Below are 11,980 nucleotides of genomic sequence, written 5' to 3'. Positions count from 1 at the left end.
CGGCCCTGGGTGAGGTGGCCGAGCGCCGCCTCACCGGAGCCAGCCTGGTCAGTGACATCGCCTCTGTCCGAGCGCAGGTATGCGACGGCTCCGATATCAAACAGCGGGCGGCCTCAATCTACTGTCGGCTTAACCCCGGTGACCATCACGTTGTAGAACCAGCCCTTGGGCACCACGCGGCGCCAGACGTTGGAGTCGACCCAGCTCAGCGTGGTCCAGCTGTTGAACGCGAACTTGGCCCAGCCCCAGCCCAGACGCCCCGGCGGCACCGCGGCCTCGAAGGTGCGGACCGGCCAGCCGAGCATCGCCGCGGTGAATTCCTCGCTGGCGGTACGAACTTCGACAGCGCCGGCGTTCGAGGCCATCCGCTCCAGATCGGCCGGGTCGAACGTGTGCAGGTCGACGACTGCTTCCAACGCCGCGGCGCGGGAGGACTCGTCAAGTTCGGCCTGCGGGCGCCGCCATTCGCTCAGCCACGGCAGCTTGGTCAGGTTGGTGGTGGCGTGCCAGGTCAAGGTCGACAGCTCACGCGCGTACTTGTTGCCGACCGTGGTGGGCTCACCGGCGAACACGAAACGGCCGCCGGGCTTGAGCACCCGGACCACCTCGCGCAGCGAGAGTTCGACATCAGGGATGTGATGCAGCACGGCGTGCCCGACCACCAGGTCGAAGGTGTTGTCCTCGTACGGGATGCCCTCGGCGTCGGCGACGCGCCCGTCGATGTCCAGGCCGAGTGACTGACCGTTGCGGGTCGCAACCTTGACCATGCCCGGGGACAGGTCGGTGACCGAACCGCGGCGCGCCACCCCGGACTGGACCAGGTTGAGCAGGAAGAACCCGGTACCGCAGCCCAGCTCGAGGGCCCGGTCATACGGCAGCTCACGCTGCTCGGCCTCGGGCACGATGGCATCGAACCGGCCACGGGCATAGTCGATACACCGCTGGTCGTAGGAGATCGACCACTTCTCGTCGTAGGTTTCGGCTTCCCAGTCGTGGTAGAGCACCTGCGCGAGCTTGCTGTCGTGCATCGCGGCTTCGACCTGCTCGGCCGTGGCGTGCGGGTTAGGAGTCGGCATGCCGGCAATATCGGCGTCGGTGCCGGAATCCTTGATGTCAGTCATGCAGGGCAGCCTAACTGCCCGGGTCGAGTCGGCGTCAGGGCCGGTCCACCACTTTGTCGACGGCGGCCTTGGCCGCGGCCAACACGTCCACGGGATGGTCCACGAATCGCCGCGCCCAGGCCAGCGCCTCGTCGTAGACGTGGTCGGGCGCCACCATCTGGTCGATCAACCCGAGCTCCAGCGCCTCCTCGGCACCGACGAAACGTCCGCTGAAAACCAGCTCTTTGGCCTTACTGGCGCCGATCGTCTGGGCCAGCCGTGCCCCGCCCCCGGCGCGGGGCGCCAGTCCGGCCAGGATCTCGGTCGCCCCGAACTTGACGTTGTCGCCGCTCACGCGCCAGTCCGCAGCCATCGCCAGGGTCATCCCGCTGCCCAGTGCATAACCGGTGATCGCTGCCACGGTGGGTTTGGGGATGGCGGCCACAGCCTCGACACACTGGTGCAGCGCCGTGTCCGCGGCAGCCGCCTCGGCCGCGTTCAGCGTGCGCAGCTCGGGTACGTCGTCGCCGGCGCAGAAGATCTCGTGACCGCCGAACAGGATCACCACGGAGATGTCGGTGCGCTCACCCAGCTCGTGGGCGGCCGCAACGATCTCGCGGTACATCTGCCGGGTCAGGGCGTTGGTCGGGGGCCGCGACAACATCAGGGTGCCGACGCCGTCCTGCTCCGGCGTCACCCCGGCGATCACGCTGACGAACTCGTTCACCGACTTGCGTCTCCGGCAGTCGCCCCGCCCCGGCCGAGCGGCGCCCGGTGGTTCCTGGCGGCGTTGTAGCGACCGCTGTCGAAGAACTCGATCTGCCAGCTGCCCTCACCGAGGGACAGGTTGGGTTCGATGGGGGCGATCTTGCGCTCACTGGCCAGCACGTCGGCGACGGACCGGCCGGCCAGCGAATTCAGCTGGGTCCAGGTCGGTGGCAGCAGGAACGAGTTGCCCTGCTCGAAGTCGTCGAGGCCGGCCTGCGGAGTGCTCCAGAAGGCCCGGTCGGTTTCGGTGTTCTCCCCGTCGGCCCGCTGCCCCTCGGGCAGTGCACCGACGAAGAAGAAGGTGTCGTAGCGGCGGGTGCGCTCCTCTTTCGGGGTGACCCAGTTGTCCCACGGCCGCAGCAGGTCGGCTCGCAGCACGAGCTTCTCGTCGCGCAGGAAGTCGGCGAAGGACAGCGAGTGGTTGGCCAGGGCGGCGCGTGCATCGCCGTAGACGGAGGCATCGCTGACGATCCCGTCCGGGTCGTTGGAGGGCCCGGCGAACAGGACCCCGGACTCCTCGAAGGTCTCGCGGGCCGCGGCGCACACCAGTGCCTCGGCCAGCCCGGTGTCAACCCCGAGCCGTTGTGCCCACCAGTCCGGTTCGGGTCCGAACCAGGCGATGTCGGCGTTGCGGTCGCGGTCGTCGACTCCGCCGCCGGGGAACACCATCACGCCGGCGACGAACTCCATCGCCGCGTGCCTGCGCATCATGAAGACTTCGATCGATGCGGCGGCGTCGCGGACCAGCATCACCGTGGCCGCCGGACGCGGCACCAGTGGGTCGGTCGTTGTGCTCATTCTCGCCTCCTATGAGCCGCCCGGCTCCTGGTTCGCCGGGCGAAGTAACGCCCGTCGATCACGTCCAGTGCGATCGACTGGCCGAACGCCTTGGACAGGTTCTCAGCAGTCAACACCTCGGTCAGCAGACCCGAGGCAACCGCCTTGCCTTCCGAGAGGATCAGCGCGTGGCTGAAACCGACCGGAATCTCCTCGACATGATGGGTGACCAGCACCATGGCCGGCGCATCGGGGTCGGCGGCCAGGTCGGTCAACCGGGCTACCAGCTCTTCACGGCCGCCGAGATCGAGGCCGGCCGCGGGCTCGTCGAGGAGCAGTAGTTCGGGGTCGGTCATCAGCGACCGGGCGATCAGGACCCGTTTGCGTTCGCCTTCGGACAGTGTTCCGTAGGTCCGCTCGGCGAGGTGTTCGGCACCGACGCTTTCCAGCATGTCGACGGCCTGGGCGTAGTCGATGTCCTCGTAGTTCTCGCGCCAGCGGCCCAGCACGGCGTAGCCGGCCGACACCACCAGGTCACGCACGACCTCGTCGTCGGGGATCCGCTGGGACAACGCCGAGCTGCTGAGTCCGACGCGAGCGCGCAGATCGGACATGTCGGTTCGACCAAGGCGTTCCCCGAGCACGTACGCGGTGCCCGACGAGGGGTATTCGGTGGCTGCCGCGATTCGCAGCAGCGAGGTCTTGCCTGCACCGTTGGGGCCGATCACCACCCAGCGTTCGTCGAGTTCGACGGTCCACGTGATCGGCCCGACGAGCGTGTTGCCGCCGCGCCGCAGGCTCACCCTGGCGAAGTCGATCAACAGGTCGGGGTCGGTTCCGTCTCCGTCATCGGTGATTGTCGAGTCGGTGCGTTCCCCTGCGGCCACTCGCTCATCGTAGTGACCGGCTCCCGATCCGCTCGGGCACGTCCGCCGCTGAAATCGTGGAACAACAGTGACCGTGGTGTCAGCCGCAGGAACAGCTGCACGAGCGGCCCGATCCCGAAGGCATAGACGAGGGTGCCGATCCCGACGGTGCCGCCCATCAGCGCGCCCACGGCCAGTACGGTCGCCTCAATCCCGGTGCGCACCAGCCGCACCGACAATCCGGTGCGCGCGACCAGCCCGGTCATCAGACCGTCTCGGGGTCCGGGGCCGAGGCCGGCGCCGATATAGAGCACGGTGCTGATGGCGTTGAGCACCACGGCACCGATCATCATGGCGATGCGCACCGGCAACGCCGACGGCGCCGGAAGTATCGCGAGGGCGGCATCGACGGTGAGCGCGATGACGATGACGTTGGCGACGGTCCCGATTCCGGGCCGGTTGCGCAGCGGGATCCAGGCCAGCAGGACCACCACACCGACGACGGCGGAGGCCATGCCGAGCGACAGTGGCGTGTGCCGGGTGATTCCCTGGTGGAAGACGTCCCACGGATCGAGTCCGAGCCCGGCGCGCACCATCATGGCCATCGACACGCCGTAGCCGCACAGTCCGATCAGGAGCAGCGCACCGCGGGTGAACGCCGTCCTCATGCGTGGTCAGGGAATCGGACGCGGATCGCGTCGAGCTCACTACGCACCCGGCGGGCGTCCACATCGCGGTCCCCGGCGTAGTTGTCGGGATCGTGCAGACGGCGCAGATTCTCTGCCAATCGGGAAATCCAGTTCCGTGCCATGCAGCCATGATCTCGGCGATGTGGCTTGTCTATCAATAGCCAGTTAGACCATACTGGCCTCATTATGTCAGCAGATATGGCCACCAGAGCCCTTGATGTGGACCTCTTGGCCCGCGAACTAGGCAACTGGCGTACCTCCAGCCAAAGTGGACCCGCCTACCTCGGCCTGGCCGATGCGATCCGGCTGCTGATCGTGGACGGCCGCGTTCCGGTCGGGTCACGCATTCCCTCCGAGCGGGCACTCGCCGAGACCCTGCGGGTGTCACGCACCACGGTCACCGCGGCCTTCGCCCAGCTGCGTGACGACGGTTATCTGCACGCCCGCCGCGGAGCCCGCAGCGTCACCGCGCTGCCCACCGCAGGTCACATCCAGACCGAGGCCACCACGCCGACGGTCAGCCTGGCCGCCGCCGCGCTCTCCGCGCCGGGCACCGCCGTGTTGGAAGCCTTCGCCGACGCCGCCCGCGACATCGCGCCGTATCTGCGCGAGCCCGGTCACGAACTTATGGGCGTCGGCCCCCTGCGTGCGGCCATCGCCGAAAGGTATTGCAGCAGAGGGCTACCCACCGAACCGAACCAGATCATGGTGACCAGCGGCGCCCAGCACGCCATCGGTCTGATCCTGGCCAGCCACACTCAGCCCGGGGACCGGGTACTCGTCGAGCAGCCGACGTATCACGGTGCGCTGTCGGCGATCTCGACTGCCGGGGCGCGGGCGGTTCCGGTCGCGCTCACCGAGGACGGCTGGGAACTCGACGCCGTACAGGCCGCGTTGCGTCAGCTTGCGCCCAGCCTGGCCTACCTGGTTCCCGACAGCCACAACCCCACCGGGTTCACCATGCCCGCCGCTGAGCGAAAGCGGTTGGGACAGATCATTTCCGATACGCGCACCCGCACCATCGTCGACGAATCGATCGCCGACATGTGGATCGACGAGGCGCCGCCCGAGCCGCTGGCCGCCTCGGTGCCCCGTAATGATCTGGTGCTGACCATCGGCTCGATGTCGAAATCGTTCTGGGGTGGCCTGCGGGTCGGCTGGATCCGCGCCGAGCGAGGAACTCTGGCCACCATCGCGGCGATCCGGCCTTCGGTGGACCTGGGTACCCCGATCCTCGAACAACTCGCCGCGGCCAAACTACTCGCGATGCGTGCCGAGGTACTTCCGGAACGCCGCGAGATCATCCGCGCCCGTCGGGAATTCCTGGTGGCCCTGTTGGCCCGAGAGCTGCCGGACTGGCAGCCGGGGCACGGCCGTGGGGGGATGTCGCTGTGGGTGAAGCTGCCCGCGCCGATGAGCACCGCGTTGTCGGCCGCCGCGATGCGGCTGGGTCTGGATGTGCCCGCAGGCCCGCGGTTCGGCGTGGACGGCACGTTGGAGCGGTTCGTCCGGCTGCCCTATGCGCTGCCGGAACTTGAACTCGAAGAGGCCGTGCACCTGCTGGTGCGCGCCTGGCACAGCATCACCGGCACGCTCGGCGCGCAACCTCAGACGTTGGTGGTCTAGTCAGCGATTCAGGGCTGCTGCGACATTGCGTAGCAGGTGCTGTAGTGCTCGATGGTGCAGGGAATCCCGTTCACCGTCGGCAGCTCGCCGGGCCGGTTCGTGATGTTGGTTCCCCCGGCGCTGGGCGCCATCACCGGCGGTGCCACCGCGCCCATCCCGCCGCCGGACGAACCGGCCACGCACACGCCCTCGAACTTTGTCTGCACCGTTCCCGACGGGCATCGCTTGGCCTCGGCCGGGGCCGCAACCGCCAACTGACCCAGGACCGCCGCAACGGCGAACACGCCAACCACAACCGTGTGCTTCAAGTTCGCCATGCCCCACACCCTACTTCAGGGGTGAGCCGGCGGTCAGTCCTCGGGGATCTCGACGCGACGCAACACGCCGTCCTGGGCATCGGCAGCTTCGATCTCGCCGCGGGTGACGCCGAGGATGAACAGCACGGTGTCCAGATAAGGATGGCTCAGCGACGCGTCGGCAACCTCACGCAGTGCCGGTTTGGCGTTGAAGGCGACACCGAGGCCGGCAGCCGCCAGCATGTCGATGTCGTTGGCCCCGTCGCCCACAGCCACGGTCTGCTCCATGGGGACGCCGACCTGCTGCGCGAAATCGCGCAGCGCCTTGGCTTTTCCTGGCCGGTCGATGACCTGACCGATGACCCGCCCGGTCAGCTTGCCGTCGACGACCTCCAGTTCATTGGCGGCCACGTAGTCGAGCATGAGTTCATGCGCGAGCGGTTCGATGACCTGGCGGAAGCCGCCCGACACGACGCCGCAGTGGAAACCGAGTCGCCGCAGGGTCCGGATGGTGGTCCGGGCGCCGGGCGTCAGCTCGACCTGCTCGGCGACATCGTCGAGGACCGACGCGGGCAGGCCCGCCAACGTCGCCACCCGGCGATGCAGTGATTCGGCGAAATCGAGCTCGCCGCGCATCGCAGCTTCGGTGACGGCGGCCACCTGGGCTTCCATCCCGGCCCGGGCGGCCAGCATCTCGATGACCTCACCCTGGATCAAGGTGGAGTCCACGTCGAAGACGATGAGCCGCTTGGCCCGACGGGCCAGGCTGTAATCCTCCAGCGCGATGTCGACGCCTTCGTCGACGGCCACCTGGGCCAGTGCGGTTTGCAGCTGGCTGTACGCCGCCCCCGCCGGCACCGAGACGCGAAGCTCCAGACCGGTCACCGGGTAGTCGGACACCCCACGGATCGTGTCGATGTTGACGCCCAGACCCGCCACGGCGCGGGCCACCACGCTGAACGCCTCAGCTGTGATCGGACGCCCCAGCACCACGATCGTGTGTGTGGACGGTTCGCGCATGACGGGCATGTCGTCGCTGCGCTCGATCGTCACGTCCAGACCGAGGCCGTGGATGGCCGTCTCGACATCGTCGCGCAGCGACTCCCCGGCAACCGTCTCGATCGGCGCCGCGACCAGCACACCGAGGGTGAGCCGGCCGCGGACCACGACCTGTTCGACGTTGCGCAGTTCCACCTGATGGCGGGCGAGCACCCCGAACAGTGCCGAGGTGACGCCGGGCTGATCGACTCCCGTGACGGTGATCAATACCGACGAGCGCTCGCGTGGAGCACCGTTCATCGAGTCACCTTCGACGTGCTCTCCCCCGGATGCCGCCACCCGTCAGCTGGAGCGGTCCGCAGACTCGAGCTCTGGGTGATGCGCACGGCCCACGTGAGCCTCGGCGCGCATCCGCTCGACCATGTGCGGGTAGTGCAGCTCGAACGCCGGGCGCTCCGAACGGATCCGGGGCAGCTCGGTGAAGTTGTGCCGCGGCGGCGGGCACGAGGTAGCCCACTCCAGCGAGTTGCCGTAACCCCACGGGTCGTCGACCGTCACCGGCTCGCCGTAGCGCCAGCTCTTGAACACGTTCCACACGAACGGCAGCGTCGAGATGCCCAGGATGAAGGCACCGATCGTGGAGATCACGTTGAGCGTGGTGAAACCGTCCGACGGCAGGTAGTCGGCGTAACGACGCGGCATGCCCTCGTCACCGACCCAGTGCTGCACCAGGAAGGTCGTGTGGAAGCCGATGAAGGTCAGCCAGAAGTGCAGCTTGCCCAGGCGTTCGTCGAGCAGCCGGCCGGTCATCTTCGGGAACCAGAAGTAAATGCCCGCGTAGGTGGCGAACACGATGGTGCCGAACAGCACGTAGTGGAAGTGCGCGATGACGAAGTAGCTGTCGGTGACGTGGAAGTCGATCGGCGGGCTGGCCAGCAGCACGCCGGACAGGCCACCGAGCAGGAAGGTGATCAGGAAGCCGACCGAGAACAGCATCGGCGTCTCGAACGTCAGCTGGCCCTTCCACATCGTGCCGATCCAGTTGAAGAACTTGATGCCGGTCGGGACGGCGATCAGGAACGTCATGAAGGAGAAGAACGGCAGCAGGACGGCGCCGGTGGCGTACATGTGGTGTGCCCACACGGCCACGGACAGGGCCGCGATGCTGATGGTGGCGTAGATCAGCGTGGTGTAACCGAAGATCGGCTTGCGGCTGAACACCGGGAAGATCTCAGACACGATGCCGAAGAACGGCAGCGCGATGATGTACACCTCGGGGTGGCCGAAAAACCAGAACAGGTGCTGCCACAACAGGACGCCGCCGTTGGCCGGGTCGTAGATGTGGGCGCCCAGGTGGCGGTCGGCGGCCAGGCCGAACAGCGCGGCGGTCAGGATCGGGAAGGCGATCAGGACCAGGATCGAGGTCACCAGGATGTTCCAGGTGAACACCGGCATCCGGAACATCGTCATACCGGGCGCACGCATGCAGACCACGGTCGTGACCATGTTGACGCCACCGAGGATGGTGCCAAGACCACCGACGGCGAGACCCAGGATCCAGAGGTCACCACCGGCACCCGGCGAGTGAATGGCATCGGTCAGCGGCGAGTAGGCCGTCCAACCGAAGTCCGCGGCACCGCCGGGGGTGATGAAGCCGCCCATGGCGATCAGCGCACCGAACAGGAACAGCCAGAACGACAGGGCGTTCAGCCGCGGGAACGCCACGTCGGGCGCACCGATCTGCAGCGGGAGCACCAGGTTGGCGAACCCGAACACGATCGGGGTGGCGTAGAACAGCAGCATCACCGTGCCGTGCATGGTGAACAGCTGGTTGAACTGCTCATTGCTCAGGAACTGCAACCCGGGCATCGCCAGCTCCGTACGCATGAACAGAGCCATCAGACCGCCGATGAAGAAGAAGGCGAAGCAGACGACGCAGTACATGATGCCGATCAGCTTGTGATCGGTCGTCGTGATGAGCTTGTAGATCAGGTTGCCCTTGGGGCCCATCCGTTCCGGAAAAGGACGACGTGCCTCGAGTTCTCCGATTGGGGGCGCTTCGGCTACCAAGAGATCCTCCAAAGATTCGTCGGGAAATCCCGCATATCGACCTGAATCCTAACGCTCCCGAAGGCTTGAGCGCCCCTGGGTCCTACAAACTGTCGTACTGAGTCGCCCCGCGGAGTCACGACTTTCGACGGCGAGGCCCTGACCAGCGGCAAAGCTGTGAATGTTACGGTCGGCCGGTGCTGATGAACCGACCCCGCGCCGCAGTCGCGGTGATCGCTGCGGCCGCGACACTCGCCAGTGGATGCGGTTCGGCGGAGCAGACGTCGCAGTCGCAGACGTCGATCTCTACCAGCGTCACCAAGATCGCCGATTCCGGCGTGCTGGGGAATCAGCGCAAGCCCGACGAGTCCTGCGCAGCCGAGCCCGCCGCCGCCGATCAATCGGCGCGGGAGGTCCGCAACGCGCGCGCCGAGGGCGGTGACATCCCGGAGTCCACCGAGGTACGCGGCGACCCCCAGCGCATCGTCGCGCTGTCCGGCGACCAACTGGACGCGTTGTGCGCACTGGGCCTGCAGTCCCGGATCGTCGCCGCTGCCCTCCCGGAGGGTTCGTCCGAGCAACCCTCTTACCTGGGTGGCGTGGTCCACGGGGTGGCGCCGGCCGGTTCCCGGAACGCGCCGGACCTGGATGCCGTCAAGGCGGCCGACCCGGATCTGATCCTTGGCTCGGCGGCGCTCACGCCGGCGTCCTTCGGCGCGCTGTCGGCCATCGCCCCGACGGTGTTCACGGGTGCCCCGGGCGCTGCCTGGCGGGACACGTTGCGCGCGGTGGGTGCGGCGACGGGTCGCGCTGACGCCGCTGCTGACCTGATCGGGAAGTTCGACGACGCCGCCCGCGACACCGGCGCGAAGAACGACGCCGCACACTTCCAAGCTTCGGTGGTGCAGCTGACCGAGAACAGCGTCCGGGTGTACGGGGCCGACACCTTCCCCGGCAGCGTGCTCGCCGCGGTGGGATTGGATCGCCCTGCCGCGCAACGATTCACCGACAAGCCCTACGAGGAGCTCGGTACCACCGACCCCGATTACCGCAGCGCCGACGCCGACATCGTCTACGTCTCGTTCACCTCCGCGGCCGCTCGGGAGAACGCGCCCAAGATTCTCCAGAGCACGGCGTGGCGCGACTTGTCTGCGGCCAAGGACAACCGGGTGTTCGTGGTGAACAACGAGGTCTGGCAGACCGGGCAGAACATCGTTGCCGCCCGCGGCATCCTCGACGACCTGCGCTGGGTCAACGCACCGATCAACTAATCTCACCAACGTGTTCCACGTCCTCACCACCACGTACACCCAACCCGCCGACGTCGTCGACCAGACCCGTCCCGCCCACCTCGCGTGGCTCGAGGAGGAGGTCGCCGCAGGTCGCGTCGTGCTGGCGGGGCGTCTGGAATCGGCGACCGGCGCCGTGCTGATCACCGGAGACCTCAGCGAAGAAGAGGTCGAGGACGTGATCGCGCGCGATCCGTACACCCTGGCCGGCCTGATCCGCTGCGAGCGGGTCTCCTTCAACGGGTCCTTCCGCGCACCCGGGCTGTGATCCCTTCCGGTGGTGAGCCGGGAGATATGTCACAGGCGATAGCGGGATTACCGCTGCCGCCCGCGTCGTTGCACGCTGCGGACTGCCGTCACAGGCAGTGATCAGTTAACCGGACTAATCTTTCCGGGATACGTACAGACGACGAGCAAAGAGGGCTTTGATGAGCACTGTTTACGCCTATGCCGCCAACTCGGCGACCGAACCGCTGGCCAAGACCACCATCACCCGCCGCGAGGTAGGGCCGCACGACGTGGCCTTCGACATCCACTTCGCCGGCATCTGTCACTCCGACATCCACACGGTGAAGGGCGAATGGGGCACTCCGAATTACCCCGTGGTCGCCGGGCACGAGATCGCCGGTGTGGTCACCGAGGTTGGTTCCGACGTCACCAAGTACAAGGTCGGCGACCATGTCGGCGTCGGCTGTTTCGTCGACTCCTGCCGGGAGTGCGACAACTGCAAGGCCGGTCTTGAGCAGTACTGCACCGGCAGCGGCATGATCGGCACCTACAACGCGACCGGGCGCGACGGCACCCCCACCTACGGCGGGTACAGCGGCGCGATCGTGGTCGACGAGAACTACGTCCTGCGTATCCCCGACAGCATCCCGCTGGACAAGGCCGCTCCCCTGCTGTGCGCGGGCGTCACCTTGTTCTCGCCCCTGCGCCACTGGAACGCCGGGCCGGGCAAGAAGATCGCCGTGATCGGCCTCGGCGGACTGGGCCACATGGGCGTCAAGCTCGCGCACGCGATGGGCGCGCACGTCACCGTGCTGTCGCAGTCGCTGAAGAAGATGGAAGACGGCCTCCGACTGGGCGCCGACGAGTACTACGCGACGAGCGACCCGGACACCTTCCGCAAGCTGGCCGGTCAGTTCGATCTGATCCTCAACACCGTGTCGGCGAATCTGGACCTCGGCGCCTACCTGGGCCTGCTCAAGACCGACGGGACCCTGGTCGAACTGGGCGCGCCGGAAAAGCCGCTGGTGGTGCCGTTCTTCCCGCTGGGCGCCTACCGCCGCAGCCTGTCCGGTTCGATGATCGGCGGAATCCCGGAGACCCAGGAGATGCTGGACTTCTGCGCCGAGCACAACGTGACCCCCGAGATCGAGATCATCCAGCCCGATTACATCAACGAGGCCTACGAGCGCGTGCTCGCCAGTGACGTGCGGTACCGCTTCGTGATCGATACCGCCTCGCTGCGCGGCTGAGTCGGCATTTCGTCAACGCCGCGGATTGCGGTCACCAGGTGAC

General features: G+C 67.3%; 13 protein-coding genes. 4 read left to right on the top strand and 9 right to left on the bottom strand.

The genetic code is table 11. The features are described 5' to 3' along the window. Positions 1-113: 113 nt before the first annotated feature. Genes A5779_RS05750 through A5779_RS33975 form a run of 6 tightly spaced genes read right to left on the bottom strand, consistent with a single transcriptional unit; the run spans position 114 to position 4,322 of the window. Positions 114-1,121 (bottom strand): class I SAM-dependent methyltransferase, encoded by a 1,008-nt coding sequence (locus tag A5779_RS05750; RefSeq protein WP_064879841.1) that lies wholly within the window; start codon positions 1,119-1,121, stop codon positions 114-116. A 34-nt stretch (positions 1,122-1,155) separates the two neighbouring features. Beyond that, entirely contained in the window at positions 1,156-1,827 is a 672-nt protein-coding gene (locus A5779_RS05745) for an enoyl-CoA hydratase (RefSeq protein ID WP_064879839.1), read from the bottom strand. Then, a complete protein-coding gene (locus tag A5779_RS05740; protein WP_064879837.1) occupies positions 1,824-2,666 on the bottom strand; it encodes an NUDIX hydrolase in 843 nt (280 codons plus the stop codon). Before A5779_RS05740 ends, A5779_RS05745 begins: the two co-directional genes overlap by 4 nt. Continuing rightward, positions 2,663-3,532 carry an ABC transporter ATP-binding protein gene (locus A5779_RS05735; protein ID WP_174554321.1) on the bottom strand — a complete coding sequence of 290 codons (870 nt, stop codon included), beginning with the start codon at positions 3,530-3,532 and terminating at the stop codon, positions 2,663-2,665. Before A5779_RS05735 ends, A5779_RS05740 begins: the two co-directional genes overlap by 4 nt. Beyond that, positions 3,463-4,179: a membrane protein YczE gene (gene yczE / locus A5779_RS05730; protein WP_064879835.1), complete on the bottom strand. Its 717-nt coding sequence runs from the start codon at positions 4,177-4,179 to the stop codon at positions 3,463-3,465. The genes A5779_RS05735 and yczE overlap by 70 nt, the downstream gene beginning before the upstream one ends. After that, positions 4,176-4,322, bottom strand: coding sequence for a hypothetical protein (locus tag A5779_RS33975; protein ID WP_165609220.1), 147 nt, complete (start codon positions 4,320-4,322; stop codon positions 4,176-4,178). The genes yczE and A5779_RS33975 overlap by 4 nt, the downstream gene beginning before the upstream one ends. Before the next feature lie 76 nt (positions 4,323-4,398). Between A5779_RS33975 and yczR the strand changes: the two genes are divergently transcribed. After that, positions 4,399-5,826, top strand: coding sequence for a MocR-like transcription factor YczR (gene yczR, locus A5779_RS05725; protein ID WP_413784892.1), 1,428 nt, complete (start codon positions 4,399-4,401; stop codon positions 5,824-5,826). 8 nt (positions 5,827-5,834) lie between these two features. On the opposite strand, the gene A5779_RS05720 is transcribed toward yczR, so the two are convergent. The 3 genes from A5779_RS05720 to ctaD are packed head-to-tail and all read right to left on the bottom strand — an operon-like array spanning position 5,835 to position 9,191. Next, positions 5,835-6,143: a hypothetical protein gene (locus A5779_RS05720; protein ID WP_055112661.1), complete on the bottom strand. Its 309-nt coding sequence runs from the start codon at positions 6,141-6,143 to the stop codon at positions 5,835-5,837. Positions 6,144-6,176: 33 nt separating this feature from the next. Continuing rightward, positions 6,177-7,421 (bottom strand): phosphoserine phosphatase SerB, encoded by a 1,245-nt coding sequence (gene serB, locus A5779_RS05715; protein ID WP_064879843.1) that lies wholly within the window; start codon positions 7,419-7,421, stop codon positions 6,177-6,179. 42 nt (positions 7,422-7,463) lie between these two features. Next, the gene (gene ctaD, locus A5779_RS05710) at positions 7,464-9,191 is read right to left on the bottom strand and encodes an aa3-type cytochrome oxidase subunit I (RefSeq protein WP_055119923.1); all 1,728 of its coding nucleotides are present in this window, start codon (positions 9,189-9,191) and stop codon (positions 7,464-7,466) included. 176 nt (positions 9,192-9,367) lie between these two features. On the opposite strand from ctaD, the gene A5779_RS05705 reads away from it, so the two are divergent. The 3 genes from A5779_RS05705 (at position 9,368) to A5779_RS05695 (ending at position 11,937) form a co-directional block, all read left to right on the top strand. Continuing rightward, positions 9,368-10,441, top strand: a complete 1,074-nt coding sequence (locus A5779_RS05705) for an iron-siderophore ABC transporter substrate-binding protein (protein ID WP_064879831.1) — start codon at positions 9,368-9,370, stop codon at positions 10,439-10,441. Positions 10,442-10,451: 10 nt separating this feature from the next. Continuing rightward, positions 10,452-10,727: a YciI family protein gene (locus A5779_RS05700; RefSeq protein WP_064879829.1), complete on the top strand. Its 276-nt coding sequence runs from the start codon at positions 10,452-10,454 to the stop codon at positions 10,725-10,727. Positions 10,728-10,887: 160 nt separating this feature from the next. Further along, positions 10,888-11,937 (top strand): NAD(P)-dependent alcohol dehydrogenase, encoded by a 1,050-nt coding sequence (locus A5779_RS05695; RefSeq protein ID WP_064879827.1) that lies wholly within the window; start codon positions 10,888-10,890, stop codon positions 11,935-11,937. The last annotated feature ends 43 nt before the right edge of the window (positions 11,938-11,980 follow it).

The organism is Mycolicibacterium peregrinum (assembly GCF_001665625.1).
In the GTDB taxonomy this organism is placed as follows: domain Bacteria; phylum Actinomycetota; class Actinomycetes; order Mycobacteriales; family Mycobacteriaceae; genus Mycobacterium; species Mycobacterium peregrinum_B.
This window is presented reverse-complemented; position numbering and strand designations above follow the sequence as displayed.